Annotated in this window: 16 protein-coding genes; 6 read left to right on the plus strand and 10 right to left on the minus strand. The window is 71.4% G+C overall.

The window, feature by feature from the left end:
* The first annotated feature begins 33 nt into the window (after window positions 1-33).
* Together msrP and AC2D9U_RS00430 are read left to right on the plus strand one after the other, a co-directional pair.
* Window positions 34-1020: a protein-methionine-sulfoxide reductase catalytic subunit MsrP gene (gene msrP, locus AC2D9U_RS00425; protein ID WP_484745277.1), complete on the plus strand. Its 987-nt coding sequence runs from the start codon at window positions 34-36 to the stop codon at window positions 1018-1020.
* Between the two features lie 9 nt (window positions 1021-1029).
* Window positions 1030-2403: a sigma-54-dependent transcriptional regulator gene (locus tag AC2D9U_RS00430; protein ID WP_484745279.1), complete on the plus strand. Its 1374-nt coding sequence runs from the start codon at window positions 1030-1032 to the stop codon at window positions 2401-2403.
* Here AC2D9U_RS00430 and AC2D9U_RS00435 read toward each other — a convergent pair whose 3' ends face one another.
* The 6 genes from AC2D9U_RS00435 to recG all read right to left on the minus strand — a co-directional run bounded on the left by AC2D9U_RS00435 (window position 2404) and on the right by recG (window position 9649).
* Window positions 2404-2850 (minus strand): NUDIX hydrolase, encoded by a 447-nt coding sequence (locus tag AC2D9U_RS00435; protein WP_484745281.1) that lies wholly within the window; start codon window positions 2848-2850, stop codon window positions 2404-2406.
* The gene (locus tag AC2D9U_RS00440; protein WP_484745283.1) at window positions 2847-3893 is read right to left on the minus strand and encodes a DUF4340 domain-containing protein; all 1047 of its coding nucleotides are present in this window, start codon (window positions 3891-3893) and stop codon (window positions 2847-2849) included. Before AC2D9U_RS00440 ends, AC2D9U_RS00435 begins: the two co-directional genes overlap by 4 nt.
* Window positions 3890-5806 carry a GldG family protein gene (locus AC2D9U_RS00445; protein WP_484745285.1) on the minus strand — a complete coding sequence of 639 codons (1917 nt, stop codon included), beginning with the start codon at window positions 5804-5806 and terminating at the stop codon, window positions 3890-3892. Before AC2D9U_RS00445 ends, AC2D9U_RS00440 begins: the two co-directional genes overlap by 4 nt.
* A 4-nt stretch (window positions 5807-5810) precedes the next feature.
* The gene (locus AC2D9U_RS00450) at window positions 5811-6542 is read right to left on the minus strand and encodes an ABC transporter permease (protein ID WP_484745287.1); all 732 of its coding nucleotides are present in this window, start codon (window positions 6540-6542) and stop codon (window positions 5811-5813) included.
* Window positions 6542-7273, minus strand: coding sequence for an ABC transporter ATP-binding protein (locus AC2D9U_RS00455; protein ID WP_484745290.1), 732 nt, complete (start codon window positions 7271-7273; stop codon window positions 6542-6544). Before AC2D9U_RS00455 ends, AC2D9U_RS00450 begins: the two co-directional genes overlap by 1 nt.
* A 276-nt stretch (window positions 7274-7549) precedes the next feature.
* Entirely contained in the window at window positions 7550-9649 is a 2100-nt protein-coding gene (gene recG, locus AC2D9U_RS00460; RefSeq protein WP_484745292.1) for an ATP-dependent DNA helicase RecG, read from the minus strand.
* A 25-nt stretch (window positions 9650-9674) separates the two neighbouring features.
* Here recG and AC2D9U_RS00465 point away from each other — a divergent pair, with 25 nt between their 5' ends.
* A complete protein-coding gene (locus AC2D9U_RS00465) occupies window positions 9675-9995 on the plus strand; it encodes an FAD assembly factor SdhE (RefSeq protein WP_484745295.1) in 321 nt (106 codons plus the stop codon).
* Entirely contained in the window at window positions 9995-13585 is a 3591-nt protein-coding gene (gene mfd, locus AC2D9U_RS00470; protein WP_484745298.1) for a transcription-repair coupling factor, read from the plus strand. The genes AC2D9U_RS00465 and mfd overlap by 1 nt, the downstream gene beginning before the upstream one ends.
* A gap of 7 nt (window positions 13586-13592) precedes the next feature.
* Here mfd and AC2D9U_RS00475 read toward each other — a convergent pair whose 3' ends face one another.
* Window positions 13593-14021, minus strand: a complete 429-nt coding sequence (locus AC2D9U_RS00475; protein WP_484745301.1) for a globin family protein — start codon at window positions 14019-14021, stop codon at window positions 13593-13595.
* A 72-nt stretch (window positions 14022-14093) separates the two neighbouring features.
* Window positions 14094-14477: a DUF4345 domain-containing protein gene (locus AC2D9U_RS00480; protein WP_484745303.1), complete on the minus strand. Its 384-nt coding sequence runs from the start codon at window positions 14475-14477 to the stop codon at window positions 14094-14096.
* A 129-nt stretch (window positions 14478-14606) separates the two neighbouring features.
* Between AC2D9U_RS00480 and AC2D9U_RS00485 the strand changes: the two genes are divergently transcribed.
* On the plus strand, window positions 14607-15401 hold the full coding sequence (locus AC2D9U_RS00485; RefSeq protein ID WP_484745307.1) for an SDR family NAD(P)-dependent oxidoreductase: 795 nt from the start codon (window positions 14607-14609) through the stop codon (window positions 15399-15401).
* A gap of 8 nt (window positions 15402-15409) precedes the next feature.
* Here the strand turns inward: AC2D9U_RS00485 and AC2D9U_RS00490 are convergent, their stop codons facing one another.
* A complete protein-coding gene (locus tag AC2D9U_RS00490) occupies window positions 15410-16354 on the minus strand; it encodes a dihydrodipicolinate synthase family protein (protein ID WP_484745309.1) in 945 nt (314 codons plus the stop codon).
* 93 nt (window positions 16355-16447) lie between these two features.
* On the opposite strand from AC2D9U_RS00490, the gene AC2D9U_RS00495 reads away from it, so the two are divergent.
* Window positions 16448-17593, plus strand: coding sequence for an NAD(P)/FAD-dependent oxidoreductase (locus AC2D9U_RS00495; RefSeq protein WP_484745311.1), 1146 nt, complete (start codon window positions 16448-16450; stop codon window positions 17591-17593).
* 10 nt (window positions 17594-17603) lie between these two features.
* Here the strand turns inward: AC2D9U_RS00495 and AC2D9U_RS00500 are convergent, their stop codons facing one another.
* A complete protein-coding gene (locus tag AC2D9U_RS00500; protein ID WP_484745313.1) occupies window positions 17604-19514 on the minus strand; it encodes an ATP-binding protein in 1911 nt (636 codons plus the stop codon).

Below are 19514 nucleotides of genomic sequence, written 5' to 3' on the forward strand. Positions count from 1 at the left end.
TATAGTCATCGGCACGGCCGGAGGAGTGGGACCATGTGGATCAAGCGCAGGCGTGGCTGGGAGATCCCTGAGAGCCGGGTGACGCCCGAGCCGCTGGTGCTCAACCGGCGCGCGCTGATGGCCGCGGCCGGGGCAGGGACCATGCTGGCGCCGACCGTCGCCAAGGCGCAGTTCTTCCGCCGCAGCGAGGCCGACCCCTGGGCGCGCCTGCCCACCGACACGCCCGACCTGCCCGCCGCCATGCGCAACCCGCGCTACGTCGCCGGCCGCGCCCTCTCGCCCGAGCGTGAGGCGGTGACCTTCAACAATTTCTACGAATTCGGCAGCAGCAAGGATGTCTGGCCGACGGCGCTGCGCATGCCGGTGCGGCCCTGGACCATCCGGATCGACGGCATGGTGGAGAGCCCCGGCGAGTTCGGCGTCGATGACCTCATCCGCCGCATCGGGCTGGAGGAGCGCGTCTATCGCCTGCGCTGCGTCGAGGCCTGGGCGATGACCGTGCCCTGGACCGGCTTCGAACTCTCGAAGCTGCTGGAGATCGTGAAGCCGCTCGGCTCGGCGAAGTATCTGCGCTTCGAGACAGCGCAACTGCCCGCGGTGATGACCGGGTTGCGGCAATCCTGGTATCCCTGGCCGCATATCGAGGGCTGCACGATCGAGGAAGCGGCCAATGAGCTGGCCTTCATGCCGGTGGGCCTCTTCGGCAAGCCCCTGCCGCCGCAGAATGGCGGGCCCTTCCGCGTGATGCTGCCGTGGAAATACGGATTCAAGTCGGGCAAGTCGCTCAGCCGCATCACGCTCACCGACCAGCGCCCGAAATCCTTCTGGGAGACGCTGCAGGGCAGCGAATACGGCTTCTGGGCCAATGTGAATCCCGCCGTCGCGCATCCGCGCTGGAGCCAGGCGACCGAGCGCCTGATCGGCAGCAATGAACGCGTGCCGACGCAGATCTTCAACGGCTATGGCGAATTCGTCGCCGGCCTCTACACCAACCTCCAGGGCGAGCGGCTCTGGGCCTGAGCCCGGCCCATGGCTGAGCCGCGGCCCGAGCGGGTGCTGCTGGTCGAGGACACGGCCTCGCTCGCCGCGGTCTATGGCGAGTATCTGCGCGCCGCCGGCTATGCGACCGAGCACGCCGGCTCGGCCGAGGCGGCGCTGAAATCCGCGGCCGCCAACCGCCCGGATGGCGTGCTGCTCGATCTGCGCCTGCCCGATGCCGATGGGCTTTCCGTGCTGCGCGCGCTGCGGCGCGAGGATGCGGATCTGCCCGTGGTGGTGATGACCGCGCATGGCTCCGTCGCCACGGCGGTCGAGGCCATGCGCGCCGGCGCGATCGACTTCCTGGTCAAGCCCTTTGCGGCCGAGCGTCTGGCGGTGACGCTGCGCAACGCGCTCGAGCGCGCGGCCCTGCGGCGCGAGGTGCGCAACCTCGCGCAGGCGCAGCCGCGCACGCAATTCGCGGGCTTCATCGGCGCCGCGCCGGCGATGCAGGCGGTCTATCGCATCCTGGAGACCGCCGCGTCCTCCCGCGCCACGGTCTTCATCACGGGCGAGAGCGGCACGGGCAAGGAATTGGCGGCGGAGGCGGTGCACAAGCTCTCGCCGCGGCGCGACGGCCCCTTCATCGCCATCAACTGCGCGGCGATCCCGAAGGAGCTGATCGAGAGCGAGGTCTTCGGCCATGTGCGCGGCGCCTTCACCGGGGCGGTCGCGGACCGCATCGGCGCGGCGCAGGCGGCGGATGGCGGCACGCTCTTCCTCGACGAGCTGTGCGAGATGGATCTCTCGCTGCAGGGCAAGCTGCTGCGCTTCATCCAGTCCGGCAGTTTCCAGCCCGTGGGCTCCACGCAGCTGCGCCGCACCGATGTGCGCTTCGTCTGCGCCACCAACCGCAACCCGCTGCGCGAGGTGCGCGAGGGCCGCTTCCGCGAGGATCTCTACTACCGCCTGCATGTCGTGCCCGTGGCCCTGCCGCCGCTGCGCGAGCGCGGGGAGGATGTGGTGGCGATCGCGGAAGCCATGCTCGCCCGCGCCGCGACCGAGGAAGGCAAGCCCTTCCGCGGCTTCGCCGAGGATGCGAAGGCCGCGCTTCTCGCCCATCGCTGGCCGGGCAATGTGCGCGAACTGGAGAATGCCGTGCGCACGGCGGTGGTGCTGCATGGCGGCGAGTGGATCACCGCCGCGATGCTCCCCCTCGTGCATCCCGAGAACGCGCCCCCGCCGCCAAGCGCGCCGAAGGAGGACCGCACGCGCCAGATCCGACCGCTGGCCGAGATCGAGCGCGAGGCGATCGAGCGCGCGGTGCTGCTCTGCGACGGCAATATCCCGAAGGCCGCCGCCCATCTGGGCATCAGCCCCTCGACGCTCTACCGCAAGCGTGCGGCCTGGGGCGAGGGCGCGTAGCTACCGCAGCATTTCGCGCGCCTCGTCGATGACGCGCAGCGCCTCGGGCGTCAGCGCATAGGGCGCGAGGTCGCGCGTATCGGCCCAGATCGCCTCGGTCACGTCGCCGCCCGGGCGGGGCTCGCCCGATTGCCAGCGCGCGGCGTAGTCGATGATCGTGTAGTGGAAGCGCGGGCCGCGATCCGCCTCGCCGGGCGTGATGGCGTCGATCACCGCGAGCAGGCGCAGCGCGCCGACTTCGATGCCGGTCTCCTCGCGCAATTCGCGCCGCGCGCAGGCCTCGGCCCCTTCGCCCAGGCGCTGGCCGCCGCCGGGCAACGACCAGGAACCTGCCCGCGGCGGGCGCCCGCGACGGATCAGCAGCACCTCCTCGCCGCGCAGCGCCACCACGCCGATACCGACCCAGGGGCGCGTGGGGTATTCGCGCGGGCTCGGCGCCTCGCTCATTGCGGCGCGGGGGCCTCGGCGGGGGCTTCGGCGGGGGACTCGGGCGGCGGCTTCACGAGATCCGCGAGGCGCGGCGCGAAGGCCTTCTCCTTCCACTGCCCGACCTGATAGGCCCAGCCGCGGAAGCGCGCATTCAGCCGTGCCGCTTCCTCATCGCCGGCGGCGGCGATCAGCGCCCAGAGATTGTCGCCCTCCTTGTGCAAGGTGAGGGTGAGGGCGAGGTTGTCGGTCAATTCGAAACGACCCTCGCCGATCCGCGCGCCGGGGATCTCCGCGGCCGGCTTCACGTCGAGGAAGGTGAGGAATTCGAAGGCACGCGCGACCTCGTCGAGGCTGACCTCATCCAGTTCCGGCGTCTCGGCGGGCTCGACCACGCGCAGCGGCGCATCGCCGTCCGGGCCGCGTCGCAGGATCAGCGGCGGCTCGCCCTCGCGCGTCACGCGCAGGCTGCGCACGCGCTCGCGCGCGATGTTCGTCAGGTCCCGGTCGATCCAGAGATTGGGGTCGCCATCGAGCGGCAGGCGGCCCTCGGCGAGCCAGGTCTGGCTCTCATTCGGGCGGCGCACATAGATGCTCTCGGGCACATTGCCCTGCATCCGCACGCGGCGGCGGCCGAGCACGAGTTCCACGATGGGCTGGCCCTGCGCATCCAGCACCCGCAGCAGCGAGGCGGTGGAGCCCGGCCGCGTCGGGTCATCGACGCCGAGGCGTTCCAGCATCTCGGGATTGGCCGTGCGCGGCTCGGTGAAGCGCAGCTCCGTGAGGCCCACGAGCAACTCGCGCACGCGCTCGGGCCGCACGGGGTAGTCGGATTTCGCGGGCAGCACCCAGCGATCGGGCCCCTCGCGCTTGATCAGCAGCGTGCCGTCATGCCGCCGCACCTCGATGGAGCCCGCCGCAGCCAGCCGCGCGGCGAGGTTCGGGAAGGCGAGCGGCACGCTGGAGGGCGGCGGCGGCTCGGCGCGATCGGGCGTCAGCAGGATCGCCGCCGCGATGAAGGCACCCGCGGCCGTGCCGAGCAGCAGGAGGTTGCGCCGGTTCATGCGCGCGCCTCCGCGCGCCTGCGGGCCCGCATCACGCCCAGCACGATGGCGAAGATCGTGAGCAGGGCAGGGACGAGAGCGATGTTGAGGATCCGGAGGAAGGTCTCCAGCCCCTCGATGTCGCGGCGCAGTTCGAGCTGCACCTGGCGCAGCTCGCCGCGCGTGCGGCGGATTTCCTCGCGCGCGCGGTCGATCTCGGCGCGCTGCTCGGGCGTGATGATGGTCTGCGCGGCCCCGCCTTGTGGGCCCTGGCGCAGTTCGCGCAGCCGGCGTTCGGTCGCTTCCAACCGCTCGGTCAGGCCGCGCTCGGTCTGGCGGAACTGGGCTTCCGCGTCGCGGCGGATGTTCTCGACCAGTTCGAAGGGCCGCAGCGATTCCCCGCGCGAGCGCAGCGAGATCAGCGCCTCGCCGCCGGCCATGCTGTCGGCGAGGTTGATCAGGAAGCTGCCATTGTCGCTGAGCGGCGTCGTGACCTGCTGGCCGAAGAAATCCTGCACGCGCACCCAGAAGCGATCCTCGAGCAGGTCGGCATCATTGCCCACAACGAGGTTCGCCGGGTCTTCCGTGCGGGCGCGATGGGCGGGGAAATCCGCCGGGCGATCCGCACTCTCGGGCGGGCCGGTGAAGGCGGAGGTCAGCTCCCCGCGCACGCGCGCGACGATGACGCGGGACTGGCCATCGGGCCGGAACTCCGCGAGCAGCCGCGCCGGGCTCGGCTCGCGCTGCACGGCGGTGGCATCGACCAGCATGGCGCGCTCGCTGCTGCTGACCAGCGGCACGAATTCGATGCTCGCCCCCTCGCGCCGCCGCACCTCGCCGGCGGAGGCGACCGTGACCTGCGCGAGTTCGGCGGTGGCGATCTCGCTGCGGTTCAGCCCGGCGGCGGGCACGTTGAACCAGGCGAGGTAGTCCACCGCCTGCACCCGGTCGCGCGGATCGGCGCGCACGCGCCACGCCCCGCGCTGGTCCAGCACCACCTTGTCCGACGGCGCCTCGATGCCCCAGGCATTGAGCAGGCGATGCAGGCTGGAGCCCGTGTCGCTCGGCGGGCGCCCGGTCGGGCCGGGGCGGGAGGCCTGGCTCTCGCTATGCGGATCGGTGAGTGCGATCAGCCGCCCGCCGCGCATGACGAACTGGTCGATGGCGTAGAGCGTCGTCTCCGGCAGGTTCTGCGCATGCGCCACCAGCAGCACCTGCACGTCCGGCTCGATCACCTGCGCGTCGAGCGCCACGTCGCGCACCGTGTAGAATTGCCGCAGCTGGTTGAGGATGACGAAGGGCTGCCCCGCACCGGGCTGGCGCATCATCATCGCGCGCGGATCGCCGTTCAGCGGCAGGGAGGACAGCACGCCCAGCACCGGACGGCGCGGGTTGCTCAGCTCCCAGATCATGCGGGTGAGGTCGTATTCGAGGAAGCGCTCGCGATCCGGCTGGAAGAAGGGGATGGTGCGCTCGTCATCCAGCAGGTTGATGCCGGCGAGGCCGAAATAGACCTGCTCGCCCGATTGATCCACCGGCACGCCCTGCAAGCCGAGCGCCATGGCGCGGTCCTCGGTCTCGCTGAAGGGCTCGGGGTCGAAGATCTCGAGCCGCACCTTGCCGCGGCTGACGGAGGCGTATTCGCGCAGCATGGCGATGACGCGCTCGGCATAGGCGCCATAGACCGGGATCGTCGCACCCAGGCGGCGCGAATAGTAGACGCGCAGCGTGATCGGGTCCGACAGCCCCTGCAGCACCTGCCGCGTGCCGTCCGAGAGCGTGTAGAGCCGGTTCTGGGTGAGGTCGATGCTCGCGCGCGGCAGCAGCCTGTCCGCCAGCATGTTGACGCCGATGGCGAGCAGGCCCGCAAGGAACAGCGCCAGCGCGGCGGAGAGGCCGCGCTTGCCGCGCGGGGTGGCAGTGGTGGTGCTCATGCGCTCAATCCGCCTTCCGCTGATCGACGGCGACCGTGTTGGCGAAGAGGAAGAAGCCGATGAAGGAGGCGAAGAAGATCAGGTCCCGCGCCCCGATCACGCCGCGCGAGAAGCCCGCGAGGCGATCGGTGATGCTGATGGCGCGCGCCACTTCCGCCATCTGCGGGATGCGCTGGGAGAGGAACTCCGTCACCACCGGGCTGCCCGCGGCGGTGAGGAAGAAGCAGGCCGCGACGGCGAGGACGAAGGCGATGACCTGGTTCTTCGTCATGGCCGAGATCGCCGCGCCCACCGCGAGGAAGGCGCCCGCCACCATGATGCAGCCGAGATAGCCCGAGAGGATCACGCCATTGTCGGGGTTGCCCAGCACATTCACCGTGATCACCAGCGGGAAGGTCAGCGCCAGGGCGATGGTGCAGAAGGCCCAGGCGGCGAGGTACTTCCCCACCACGGCCTGCCATTGCGCGATCGGCAGCGTCAGCAGCAATTCGATGGTGCCCAGGCGCCGTTCTTCGGCCCAGAGCCGCATGGTGAGCGCGGGCACCAGGAACAGGAACAGCCAGGGCACGAAGGTGAAGAAGGGCCCGAGATCCGCCTGGCCGCGGGCGAAGAAATTGCCCAGCGTGAAGGTCAGCGCGCCCGACAGCACCAGGAAGATCACGATGAAGACGGTGGCGACGGGGGTGGCGAAGTAGCTCGCCAATTCGCGCCGGAAGACGGTGACGACGCCGCCCATCACGCGGCCTCCTCTTGCGGCAGGGTGAGCGCGCGGAAGACCGCATCCATCGAAGGCCCGCGCGCCGCGAGTTCCGCCGGGGTTGAATCGGCCACCACGCGGCCGCGCGCGATGACCACGGCGCGCGTGCACACCGCGCCGACTTCCTCGAGGATATGGGTCGAGATCACGATGGCCTTGTGCGGCGCCATGGCGCGGATCAGGTTCCGCACCTCATGCTTCTGGTTCGGGTCGAGGCCATCCGTGGGCTCGTCCAGCACCAGCACGGGCGGGTCGTGCGACAGCGCGGCGGCGAGGCCCACACGGCGCTTGAAGCCCTTGGAGAGCGTCTCCACCGGCTGCAGCCGCACGCCTTCGAGCTGCGTGAGTTGCATCGCCTGCGCCACGCGATCCGCGAGCTCACTGCCGCGAAAGCCCCGCGCCCGGGCGCAGAATTCCAGGAAGCCGGTGACGCTCATTTCCGGATAGGTGGGCGCGCCCTCGGGCAGGAAGCCGAGGTGGCGGCGCGCCGCGACGGGCTTGTCCACCACATCCTCGCCGCAGATGCGCGCGGTGCCGGCGGTGGGCGTCATGAAGCCCGCCAGCATGCGCATGGTGGTGGATTTGCCGGCGCCGTTCGGCCCCAGGAAGCCCACGACCTCCCCCTTGGCGACGGAGAAGGTCACGTCATCCACGGCCGTGAAGGCGCCGAAGCGCTTGGTCAGGCGCTCGATCTCGATCAGCGCGGTCAAGGCGGTTTCCCCGAATTACCCGGCGCAGCGATTAAGGAGGGCAGGGGGCGGATGCAACCCCCGGAGAGCCACGCGGAACCTCCGCAGAGCCCTCTCCCCCCGCCGGGGGGAGAGGGTTGGGTGAGGGGGGATGCACGACAGGTCCATTTCTAACTGGTTGAAAATGCTTTCGTCTGGATATGACTGGGTCGGCAATCTGCTGAACAAAGCCCCCTCACCCAACCCTCTCCCCCCGGAGGGGGGAGAGGGCTTCAGTGGCGCTTTTCCGCGCTCAACCTACCCCGCATCCAGCGCCGCCATGGTCGGGTCATGCCCGAACAGCGCCAGCAACGCCAAGGCCGCCCCGCCGCGCGGCCCATCCAGCGCGGGCTCATCATGCAGCAGCTTCTGCGCGTCGCGATGGGCGATGCTGATCAGGCGGCCATACTCCTCCGGCTCCTCCCGCGGGTCGAGCAGCCGCGCGCCGGGCATGCCGGCCTGGCGGGCACCCAGCGCGTCCCCGCCGCCGCGAGTCAGCAGATCCTCCTCGGCGATGCGGAAGCCATCCTCGGTGTCGCGCAACACGAGCAGGCGGCGCTTCTCGGCCTCGCCCAGGCCGATGGAGTGGACCAGCAGGCAGGATGAGGGCTTCGCGCCGCGCCCGACCCGCCCGCGCAGCTGGTGCAGGGCCGCGAGGCCGAAGCGCTCGGCCTGTTCGATCAGCATGATGGTGGCCTCCGGCACATCGACGCCGACCTCGACCACCGTCGTCGCCACCAGCAATTGCGTGCGCCCGGCGGCGAAATCGCCCAAAGCGGCCTCCCGCACCGCCAGCTCCTGCAGCCCATGCGCCATGCCGACCTGGCCGGGGAAGCGCGCGGAAAGCTCGGCAAAGCGGTCCTCGGCGGCGACGGAATCGTCCCTTTCCCCCCCCTGGATGGCGCGCACCACCCAATAGGCGCGCTCGCCACGGCCCATCGCCTCGCCGAGCCGGTCCACCACCTCCGGCAGGCGCTCCTGGCTGACGATGCGCGTTGCGATGGGCTGGCGGCCGGCGGGTTTGCCCTCGAGGCGCGAGACCGCCATCTCTCCCCACTGCGTCAGCAGCAGCGTGCGCGGGATGGGCGTTGCGGTCATCACCAGCATGTCCGCATCCCGCCCCTTGGCGGCGAGCATCAGCCGCTGGCCGACGCCGAAGCGGTGCTGCTCATCCACCACCGACAGGCCGAGGTCGCGGAAGGCGACACTTTCCTGGAACAGCGCATGGGTGCCGACCACGATCTGCACGCTGCCATCGAGCAGCCCGCGCAGCACGCGCTTGCGCTCCGCCCCCTTCACGCTGCCGGTCAGCAGTTCGACATGCACCCCCGCCGGCACGCAGAGCTTCGCGAGGGTGCGCAGATGCTGGCGCGCGAGCAATTCCGTGGGCGCCATGAGCGCCGCCTGCGCGCCCGATTCCACGGCGCGGAGCATCGCCAGGATCGCCACCAGCGTCTTGCCGCTGCCGACATCGCCCTGCACCAGGCGCAGCATCCGGCGCGGGGCGGCCATGTCGGCGCCGATCTCGGCCAGGGCCTGGGCCTGGCCGGGGGTGGGGGCATGGCCGAAGGCGGCCAGCGCCTTCGCCTGCAGCTCGCCCGTGCCGCGCAGCGCCCGCCCCGGCCGGCCGCGCTGGCGGCGGCGCACCAGCGCCACGGCAAGCTGCGCGGCCAGCAATTCGTCATAGGCCAGCCGCCGGCGCGGCGCCTGGGGCAGGGGGCCGCCCGGGCGCTGCAGGGCCCGGATGGCGGCGCCGAAGCCGGGCCAGCCCTCCCGCGCCAGCAAAGGGGCGTCAGCCCATTCGGGCAGCGGCGGCAGCACGGCGAGTGCGGCCTCCATCGCGCCCCGCAGCCTTTTCTGGGTGAGGTCGCGCACCAGCGGCCAGACCGGCTCGACCAGCGGCAGGTCCTCCTCCCGCGCGGCGCAGAGCGGGTTGAGCATGGCCCAGCCCTGGCTGCCCTCCGCCAGCACGCGCCCGGCGACCAGGCGGAAGCTGTCGCGTGGCAGCAGCTTCTCGATCCAGGGCAGGCGGCCATTGATGAAGCGCAGCGTGAGCTTCTCCCCCCCGCTCACCGCCTGCACCTCCACATAGGGTCGGCCCGTGCGGTGCGAGCGCGCGGCGCGCAGGGCGCGGATCTCCACCTCCAGGATGCAATCGGCATCAAGCGGCGCTTCCGCGGGGCGGGCGACACGGCGGCGGATCACCACGCGCTCGGGCAAGTGCAGCAGCAGGTCGAGCACGCGCGGCCCGCCCCCCGCCTCGGTCAGCAGCTTCGCGAGCGTCGGCCCCACCCCCGGCAGGCTCTCCAGGGGCGCGAGGAGGGGTTCGCAAGCGTCTCGGGCTGACAGGATTCCCATGCGCCTCTATATGCCAGCCGAGATCATGACAGACACCCCAGTGGCACAAGACCCGACACCCGAGCTCTCCCCGCGGCGCCGCCGGCTGCAGTTCCGCGCCTGGCACCGCGGCACCAAGGAGACCGATCTGATGGTCGGCGCCTTCGTCGCCCGCCACATCGCCACCTTCACCGAGACCGAGCTCGACGAGATCGAGCATGTGCTGGAGCTGGACGATGTGGACCTCGCCGATTGGCTGAGCGGGCGGCGGCCCATCCCGGCGGAGGTCGCCACCCCCATGCTCACCCGCATGGCGGTGGAATGCGCCGGCTCGGGCGCGGGGCTGCCGCCGGAACTGCGCCGCTGATGGCGATCCTCACGGTCCATGGTGCGCCGGAGGGGTTCGACGCGCTGCTCCTCGCCCGCCGCCGGGCCGAGAGCACCGCGCCCATCCTGCATGTCTGCCGCGACGACGCCCGCATGGCCCGGATGGGTGAGGCGCTGGCCTTCTTCGCCCCGCATGTCGAGGTGCTGCGCTTCCCGGCCTGGGACTGTCTGCCCTATGACCGCGTCTCGCCCAATCCCGAGATCGTCTCCGAGCGCATCGCCACGCTCACGCGCCTCGCGGAACGGACGAACCAGCCGCGCATCCTGCTGACCACGGTCAACGCGCTCGTGCAGAAGCTGCCGCCGCGCGCCGCCTTCACGGGTGCGGTCATCGCGCTGAAGCGCGGCGGGCGCGTGGACCCGAAGGCGCTGGCGGAGTTCCTCGAGGCCAATGGCTATCACCGCACCGGCACGGTGATGGAGCATGGCGAGTACGCGATCCGCGGCGGCATCGTGGACCTGTTCCCGGCCGGTGAGAACGAGCCCGTGCGGCTCGACCTCTTCGGCGACGAGATCGAGGATTTCCGCCGCTTCGACCCGAGCACCCAGCGCAGCGGCGCGCGGGTGGAGGCGCTGACCCTGCGCCCGGCCGGGGAGATGTTCCTCGACGCGCCCTCGATCAGCCGTTTCCGCACCGCCTATCGCGAGCTGTTCGGCGCGGCGGCGGGGGAGGACCCGCTCTACGTCTCGATCTCCGCGGGGCGCAAGCATCCGGGCATGGAGCATTGGGCCGGGCTGTTCCACGAGAGCATGGAAACCCTGCTCGACCATCTGGGCGAGGGCGCTTCCGTCTCGCTCGACCACCAGGCGGAGGACGCGCTGGAAGCGCGGCTCGAGATGGTGGTGGACCATTACGAGGCGCGCCGCCTGCCCACGCGCGATGGCGAGGTGCCCTATCGCCCCGCGCCGCCGGGCAGCCTCTATCTCGACCACTCCGACTGGGATGCGATGCTGGAGGGCGCGCGCGTCTTCCGCTTCTCGCCCTTCGATGCGCTCGCCGGCGCCGAGGGCATCGATGCGGGCGGGCGGCTCGGCCGGCTGTTCAACGATGTGCGCGCCGAGGGGCGCAACGTCTTCGTGGCCTTCGGCGAGCACGCGACCGCGCTGGGCAGGCGCGGCCAGCGCCCGGTGCTCGCCGCCTGGACGCGCGGCTCGCGCGAGCGGCTGGCGAACCTGCTGCGCGAGAACGGGGTGGCGTGCGAGCCGGTCGATGATCTCGCCGCCCTCCAGGCCCTGCCGAAGGGCGTGGTGGCGCTGGCCATCCTCGGCGTCGAGCGCGGCTTCGTGGCGCCCGACATCGCGCTGGTGGGCGAGCAGGATCTGCTGGGCGAGCGCATCGCCCGCCCGCCACGCCGGCGCAAGCGCGCCGACCAGTTCATCGCCGACGCCACCGAGATCGCCGAGGGCGACCTGGTCGTGCACCAGGACCACGGCATCGGGCGCTATGACGGCCTCGCGACCATCGAGGTCGGCCACGCGCCGCATGAATGCCTGCGCCTGATCTATGAGGGCGGCGACAAGCTCTTCGTGCCGGTCGAGAACATCGAGGTGCTCTCGCGCTTCGGTTCCGAATCCGCGGGCGTGGCGCTCGACAAGCTCGGCGGCTCCTCCTGGCAGGCGCGCAAGGCCAAGGCCAAGTCGCGCATCCAGGACATGGCGGCGGCGCTCATCAAGGTCGCGGCCGAGCGGCGGATGCGGGATGCGCCGGCGGCCATTCCGCCCGAAGGCGCCTGGGACGAGTTCTGCGCCCGCTTCCCCTTCGCCGAGACCGAGGACCAGTCCCGCGCCATCGCCGATGTGCTGGAGGATCTCGCCGCCGGGCGCCCGATGGATCGCCTGATCTGCGGCGATGTCGGCTTCGGCAAGACCGAGGTGGCGCTGCGCGCCGCCTTCTGCGTCGCGATGTCGGGCAGCCAGGTGGCGGTGGTGGTGCCCACCACGCTGCTCTCGCGCCAGCATTTCCGCACCTTCTCCGCCCGCTTCGAGGGGCTGCCGATCCGGGTCGCGCAGCTCAGCCGCATGGTCACCGCCAAGGAGGCGCAGGCGGTGCGCGACGGCGTGAAGGACGGGACGATCAACATCGTCGTCGGCACCCATGCGCTGCTCGCCAAGGGCATCGAATTCGCCGAGCTCGGCATGGTGATCGTCGATGAGGAGCAGCATTTCGGCGTCGCCCACAAGGAACGGCTCAAGCAGTTCAAGTCGGACGTGCATGTGCTGACGCTGACGGCCACGCCGATTCCGCGCACGCTGCAGCTCGCCCTGACCGGCGTGCGCGAGATGAGCGTGATCGCGACACCCCCGGTCGATCGCCTCGCCGTGCGCACCTTCATCATGCCCTGGGATGGCGTGGTATTGCGTGAGGCGATTCAGCGCGAGCGCTTCCGCGGCGGGCAGGTCTTCTGCGTCTGCCCGCGGCTCGAGGACATGCCGAAGCTGCGCGAACGCCTGGCCGAGATCGTGCCCGAGGCACGGGTGGTGGAGGCGCATGGCCGCCTCGCCCCCACCGAGCTCGAGCGCGTGATGACCGAGTTCGGCGACCAGAAATACGACATCCTGCTCTCCACCAACATCGTCGAGAGCGGGCTCGACATGCCGGCGGTGAACACGCTGATCATCCATCGCGCGGACATGTTCGGCCTCGGCCAGCTCTACCAGCTGCGCGGGCGGGTGGGCCGCGGCAAGCAGCGCGGCTATGCCTACCTCACCTGGCCGCAGAGCCACCGGCTGAGCGCGGCGGCGGGGAAGCGGCTCGAGGTGATGCAGACGCTGGACAATCTCGGCGCCGGCTTCACCCTCGCCTCGCATGACCTCGACATCCGCGGCGCGGGCAATCTGCTGGGCGACGAGCAGTCGGGCCATATCCGCGAGGTCGGCATCGAGCTCTACCAGCAGATGCTCGAGGACGCGGTGGCGGACCTCAAGCAGGGCAGCGGGCGCGAGGAGGCGGAGGCGCGCGACTGGACGCCGCAGATCAATCTCGGCCTGCCGGTGATGCTGCCCGAGGCCTATGTGCGCGACCTGCCGGTGCGCCTCGGGCTCTACCGGCGCATCGGCGCGCTGACGAGCGAGGCGGAGATCGAGGCGATGGCCGCCGAACTCGCCGATCGCTTCGGCCCGCTGCCGGCGGAGGCCGAGACGCTGCTGCAGGTGGTCTGGCTGAAGGCGCTGTGCCGCCAGGTGGGGGTGGAGAAGCTCGATGTCGGGCCGAAGGGCATCGTGCTGGGCTTCAGGGCCAACCGCTTCGCCAATCCGGGCGGCCTGATCGAGTGGGTGGCTGGGCAGGGGGGCGCGGTGAAGCTCCGCCCCGACCACAAGCTCGCCCTGGCGCAGGAGATGCCCTATGAGGCGCGCATCAAGGCCGCGCGCGGGCTGCTGACGGCGCTGGCCGAGGTGGTGCAGGGGCGCGTGCCCAAGGCCAGCGCGCCACCGCCCAAGCCACCCGCCCCCGCGCCGAAGCCCGCCGCCGCGCCGGCGAAGAAGAACGTCTTCGGCCGGCCCATCGTGCCGCCGCCGGGCAAGGGCGCGCCGACGAAGCCGATCCCCTTTCCGGGGCGCTGGAAGCGGTAGGTGCCGGTCAGGCGGCCGCGCGAAGCTCGGGCTCCGCCGCCTCGATCATCGCCGTGGCGAGGACGCCATAGGCCGCTGCCCAGGCCTCGCGCATCGCCGGGGTGAAGGTCTCACCCAATCCCTGCGCCAGCGTGTCCAGCAGCGCCGCGCCGACCGTGACGTAGTGGGCGGGCTGCACGCCATAGGCACCATGCCGCGCGCCCAGCGCGCGCACGGCCGGCAGCATTGCCTCGGGCCGGCGGAGATGGGCCACCACGAAGCCGATCGCCGCCATCAGCTTGCGGCCCTGCGCGGGCAGGTCGGTCTGGGCGAAGAGCGGACGCAGCGCGGGGTCGAGCTCGAAGAGGCGCGCATAGAACAACGCCGCCGCGGGCTCCGCGATCGGGGCGACGGCACGGAAGCTGGTCTCGATCAGGGCGATCTGGTCGTCGGTCATGGCGGCATCTCCTGCGTTGCGATGTCCGCAGGATGCCGCGCGGCCCTTGCGCCGCTGTTTCGCGCCCGATTTCTATTGTGTCAGCCGCGCCACGCGCGCCTGCCAGGCGCAGAGCAGCGGCGTGACCACCAGTTCCATCAACAGCGTCGCGGCCATCGGCCAGCCCGGCCAGCCGCCAAGGCCGATGCCCAGCAGCCGCATCAAGCCGCCCACCACGACGACGAAGGTGAGCACGCGAAAGCGCGTGCCGTGCTGCTCGATCCGCGGGATGCTGGCCCAGAAGGCGATCCCGATGCCGAGCAGCAGCCCGGAGAGGTATCGGTAGTGGCTGTCCATCGCCGCATCGACAGGTAAGCCGAAGATCGCCCCGCCCGCCCCCGCGGCCACCGGCACGCAGCCGGCCAGACCCACCGCGAGCCGCAGCCACAGCGCCTCGCGATGCGACCCTGGGGTCACGCGCCGATGTTGCGCGCGAAGATGGCGCGAAGGCCGCATGCGGATCACACCCCCCTTCGCGCCGGGCTGATCCTAGGCAGCGCCCTGACAAGGCGGCAAGATGTTCGCCAGTAGATCGAGGTGATCGCCATGCGAACGGAAAAGGGGCGGCTCGAGGGGCGCGTGGTGCTGCTCACGGGGGCGTCCAAGGGCATCGGCGCGGCCTGCGCCGCCGAACTCGCCGCCGAGGGCGCGCTGGTCATCGCCCACTACAACAATGACCGCGCCGGCGCCGCGCAGGCCCTCGCCGACGTGGCGAAAGAGCGCCACCTGTTGCTGCAGGCCGATGCCGCCGATCCGGTCCAGATGGACCGCCTCTGGGCCGAGGCCCTGGCCTGGCGCGGGCATGTGGATGCGGTGGTGCTCAACGCCGCCATCATGGTCGCCGGCGGCGGCATCGCCGAGTCCGTCGCGGAATGGGACGAGGCCTGGGACCTGCAATGGCGCGTCAACGTGCTCTCGCCCACGCGGCTGATGCGCCACGCGGTGCGGCACTTCCAGTCGCGCCCGGCGGGTGAGGGCCCGCGCGGCGTGCTGGTCACCATCTCCTCCTGGGCGGCGCAGCGCGGCGTGACCAACCCGGCGATGGTCGCCTATGCGGCGAGCAAGGCAGCGGTGAAGGCCGCCGCGCAGACCATCGCGCGCGGCTACGCGGCCGAGGGCATCCTGAGCTTCATCGTCGCCCCCGGCGTGGTGCGCACGCGCATGTCGGAGGATTTCGCGGCAACCCAGGGCGGCGAGGCGAAGGTCAGCGCCACCCTCGCCATGGGCGAATGGGTGCCGCCCAGCGACATCGCGCGCACCGTCGCCTTCCTGTGCGAGGGCCGCGTCCGGCATCTCTCCGGCGCGACCCTCGACATCAACGGCGCGTCCTACGTCCGTTGAGCGGCGGTTCAGGCCGCCTTGCTGGCGTTGAACTGGTCCATGAGCCGGTCCAGCTTCTGCAGCAGCGGCACCAGGCGCGCGACCTGGCGCTGGCCTTCCTCGCCCAGCGAGCGGAAGGTCGTGATCGGCGGGCGCACATCGCCCACCGGATAGCCCGCCGCCGCGGCCAGCGCCTTCGAGTAGCACTGGTGGCCGTAGAGCGGGTGGCCTTCCTGGATGATCGCCGTCATCTCCTCCAGCACATGCTGGATGGCGATGGCCTCGCGCACCCGGCCGGCCTGCAGCAGCGGCCACAGCGCGGTCGAGGCGCGCGGCGCGTAATTGCCATAGGGGTCCACATAGCCAACCGCGCCGAGCTTGAAGCTCTCCACCACGCGCTCACCGGCGAAGACGTTCATCACGCCCTCGGTCGCCTCGACGATGTCGAAGACGCGCCCGACATCCATGCTCGCTTCCTTGATGTAGCGGATGTTGGGCAGATTCTTCGTCAGCCGCGCGACCAGCTTCGGCTTCATGTCCACATGCGTGGTGAAGGGGTTGTTGTAGAGCATGATGGGCAGGGAGACCGCCTCGCAGATCGCGGCGTAGTAGCCGAAGATCTCGTCCTCCGTGGGCGTGTAGTAGTAGGGCGGCGCGATCATCAGCCCGTCCGCGCCGAGCTTCTCCGCCATCTTCGCGTAGCGCACGGCGGTCGGCGTATGGGCGTTGGTCGCGCCCACCATCACGCTCATCTTCCCGGCGCAATGGGCCACCGTCTCACCCACCAGCTGCTCGCGCTCGGCGTCGGAGACGGTGAGGAACTCGCCCGTGGTGCCGAGCACGATCACGCCCGGCACGCCGCTGACATGCTGCCAGTCGAGGAACTTCTTCAGCGCCGGCACGTCGATGGCGCTGCCATCCTCGGTGAAGGGGGTGACGGTGACGGTGTGGCAGCCGCGGAACTGTTTCGTCATGGCGGGACGCATCCTCTCCTCCGGGGCGCTTCGCACCCCCTGCGCCGTCCCGTATAGCCGATGTTACGTGCAATTCACCATCCGGGGGGCAGCGTGGCGCGTGAGGTCGATATCGCCGTGATCGGCGGCGGGCTGATCGGCATGGCCGCCGCCTATCACCTCGCGCGGGATGGCGGGGCGCGGGTGGTGGTGTTCGAGCGTGGCGAGATCAACGCCGCCGCCTCGGGCAACAATTCCGGCTCGATCCACGCGCAGATTCCGGTCGAGCCCTTCCTGAACCAGGGCGAGGCCTGGGCGATCCGCTTCGCGCCGACGCTGCGGCTGATGATGGCGGGCATCGCGCGCTGGCGCGAATTGCCGGCGGAACTCGGCACAGACCTGCTCGAGATCGCCAATCGCGGCGGGCTGGTGATGGCGCGCAGCGCGGCCGAGATGGCGATGCTGGGCCGCAAGAGCGCGATCGAACGCGCGCAGGGGCTGGAGACGGTGTTGCTCGGCCGCGCCGAGCTGCTCGACCTCGCCCCCTATCTCGCCCCCGATGTGGTGGGCGGCGCCTTCTGCGCCATCGAGGGCAAGGCCAATCCCCTGAATGCCACCTTCGCGCTGGCCGCCGCCGCCCAGGCCCAGGGCGTGGAGATCCGCCGCCGCACCGAGGTGACGGGGCTGACGGCCGACGGCGCGGGCTGGCGGCTCGCCACCAGCGATGGCGGGTTGCAGGCGCGCCGCGTGCTGAACTGCGCCGGCGCCGAAGCGGGGCGCATCGCCGGCCTGCTTGGCCTTGACCTGCCGATCGAGGCGCACCCGATCCAGGTGACGGTGACCGAGCGCGCCGCCCCCTTCATGCCGCACCTGGTCTATTCGGCCGCGGACCGGCTTTCCCTGAAGCAGAGCGCCGCGGGCAGCGTGCTGATCGGCGGCGGCTGGCCGGCGCGCACGCATCCCGTCACGGGACTACCGGTGGTGAGCGAGGAGTCGCTCTTCGGCAATCTGCGCCTCGCCCTTGGCGCCGTGCCGGGCATCGCAAGGCTGCGCGTGGTGCGGTCCTGGGCGGCGATCGTCAACGGCACGCAGGATTGGCGGCCGATCCTGGGTCAGATGGCGCCGGGCGCCTTCATCTGCTTCTTCCCCTGGATGGGCTTCACCGCGGGGCCGCATGTGGCGCGGCTGGTGGCCGACCTCGTGCTCGGCCGGCGGCGCCTGGATGATCCGGAGATCGCGGGCTTCGCCCCCGGCGCGTGAGGCGTCTGGCTCAGAAGACGCGCGGCGCCACCGCGGCGTCGAGGATCGCGCCATGCAGATCGAGCAGCCGCACCGGCTTGCCGACATGGGCGGCGAAGCCGGCGGCGAGGTAGCGCGCGCGCTCGCCCTGCAAAGCTGGCGAACAGGCGAGGATCGGAATCCGCCCGGCCTCGCCCAGGGCGCGGATGCGACGGACGGTCTCGAAGCTGTCGGGGTCGTGCAGCTCCATGTCGAGCAGCACGAGGTCGAAGGGTTCCTGGCTGAGCGCGGCCACCGCCGCCACGCCATCGGGCGCGGTCTCCGCCGCATGGCCCAGCTGGCGCAGCAGCGCCACGGCGGCGGAGCGCGCGGCCGGCAGGTCATCCACCACCAGCACCCGCAGGGAGGGCACGGGCGGCAGCGCGGCCTCCGGCGCCGCCACGCTCGCCACCTCCAGCGGGATCTCGAACCAGAAGGTGCTGCCCTGGCCCACCTTGCTGTCGAAGCCGATGCGCCCGCCCATCAGCTCCACCAGCTGGCGGCTGATCGCCAGCCCCAGCCCGCTGCCGCCGAAGCGGCGCGTCGTGGAGCTCTCGGCCTGGCCGAAGCGCTCGAAGACGCGCGGGCGGGCGTCTTCGGCGATGCCGATGCCGGTGTCGCGCACCTGCACGCGCAAGACGCCGTGCCCGGCGCCAGGCCTGTCGGGCAGCCACTCGGCCCGCACCGTCACCTCGCCGCGCGCGGTGAATTTCAGCGCGTTGCCGGCCAGGTTCAGCAGCGTCTGCGCCACGCGCGTGCGGTCCGCGACCACCACCGGCGGCAGGTCCGGGGCCAGTTCGAGCCGCCAGCCGACCCCCTTGCGCAGCGCCGCAGCGGCCAGCGGCGCCAGCGGCTCCTCGATCATCCGGCGGGTCGGGACGGGCAGGGGCTCGATGTCGATGCGGCCCGATTCCAGCCGCGAGATGTCCAGGATGTCGCTGATCACGGCCAGCAGCAGCCGCCCGCTCTCCAGGATCACCTGCACGGCCTCCCGGTCCGTGGGGGAGAGTCGGGAGTCGGAGAGAACCTGCGCCATGCCCAGGATGCCGTTCAGCGGCGTGCGGACCTCGTGGCTGATATTGGCCAGGAACTCGCTCTTCGCGCGGGTGGCGACCTCGGCCTGGTCCTTGGCGTCGCGCAGCTGCACCTCGCGCGCCTGCGCCTCGGCCAGCAGGCGCCGCTGTGCGGCCTCGCTGGCCTCGAGCGCCAGCAGGCGCGCGCGCATCGCCTCGGCCATGTCGAGGAAGGTGGCGGTCAGCCGCGCCACGTCATCGGTGCCGCGCGGGGTGAGGCGGGCGTCGTAATGCCCGGCGCGAATGGCCCCCGCCGCCTGCTCCAGCCGGCGCAGCGGGCGGAACAGCCAGCGCGAGCCCATCTCCACCGCCGGCACCAGCAGCGCGAGGCAGAGCAGCGCCGCCGCCATGCCGCGCAGCAGCAGCGCCTCATGCGCCGCGTCGATCGGCGTGCGCGACAGGCCGAAGAGCAGCGTGCCCAGCGGCTGGCCGGCGATCTCGATGGGCACGCTGTAGAGCTGCCGATAGCTGCCATCGGACATGCGCAGGATGCCGCTGTGCGGGTCGGGCAGCGGGTCGCCGCCGATGCGCCACCCCTCGGCCGCCACCGCCTGGCCGCGCATGTCGAGCAGCACCATGTGGGTGAAGGCCTCATCCGCCACCGCCTCGACGAAGACGGCGCGGATGGTGGCGAAGTCGCGCTCGGCGAGCGGGGCGGTGAGTGCTGCCTGCAGGATGGGCTTGGTTGCCTCGGCGCGGGATTCGAGCTGCGCGTCCAGCGCCTGCAGCAGCATCCGGTCCTGCACCAGGGTCAGGGCCAGGGCCAGGGTCACCATGGCGGCGGCGGCCAGGCCGAACAGCTTCAGACGGAAGGAGAGGCGACCCAACAT

Source organism: Roseomonas sp. TF40, from assembly GCF_057219975.1.

Excerpts from the sequence above, each read along its gene's own strand:
- AC2D9U_RS00485 (WP_484745307.1), top strand. The coding sequence starts at position 14,607 with ATGCGAACGGAAAAGGGGCGGCTCGAGGGGCGCGTGGTGCTGCTCACG.
- recG (WP_484745292.1), bottom strand. The coding sequence starts at position 9,649 with ATGGGAATCCTGTCAGCCCGAGACGCTTGCGAACCCCTCCTCGCGCCC.
- AC2D9U_RS00435 (WP_484745281.1), bottom strand. The coding sequence starts at position 2,850 with ATGAGCGAGGCGCCGAGCCCGCGCGAATACCCCACGCGCCCCTGGGTC.
- AC2D9U_RS00440 (WP_484745283.1), bottom strand. The coding sequence starts at position 3,893 with ATGAACCGGCGCAACCTCCTGCTGCTCGGCACGGCCGCGGGTGCCTTC.
- AC2D9U_RS00430 (WP_484745279.1), top strand. The coding sequence starts at position 1,030 with ATGGCTGAGCCGCGGCCCGAGCGGGTGCTGCTGGTCGAGGACACGGCC.
- mfd (WP_484745298.1), top strand. The coding sequence starts at position 9,995 with ATGGCGATCCTCACGGTCCATGGTGCGCCGGAGGGGTTCGACGCGCTG.
- AC2D9U_RS00465 (WP_484745295.1), top strand. The coding sequence starts at position 9,675 with ATGACAGACACCCCAGTGGCACAAGACCCGACACCCGAGCTCTCCCCG.
- AC2D9U_RS00475 (WP_484745301.1), bottom strand. The coding sequence starts at position 14,021 with ATGACCGACGACCAGATCGCCCTGATCGAGACCAGCTTCCGTGCCGTC.
- AC2D9U_RS00445 (WP_484745285.1), bottom strand. The coding sequence starts at position 5,806 with ATGAGCACCACCACTGCCACCCCGCGCGGCAAGCGCGGCCTCTCCGCC.
- AC2D9U_RS00500 (WP_484745313.1), bottom strand. The coding sequence starts at position 19,514 with ATGTTGGGTCGCCTCTCCTTCCGTCTGAAGCTGTTCGGCCTGGCCGCC.
- AC2D9U_RS00490 (WP_484745309.1), bottom strand. The coding sequence starts at position 16,354 with ATGACGAAACAGTTCCGCGGCTGCCACACCGTCACCGTCACCCCCTTC.
- AC2D9U_RS00450 (WP_484745287.1), bottom strand. The coding sequence starts at position 6,542 with ATGGGCGGCGTCGTCACCGTCTTCCGGCGCGAATTGGCGAGCTACTTC.
- msrP (WP_484745277.1), top strand. The coding sequence starts at position 34 with ATGTGGATCAAGCGCAGGCGTGGCTGGGAGATCCCTGAGAGCCGGGTG.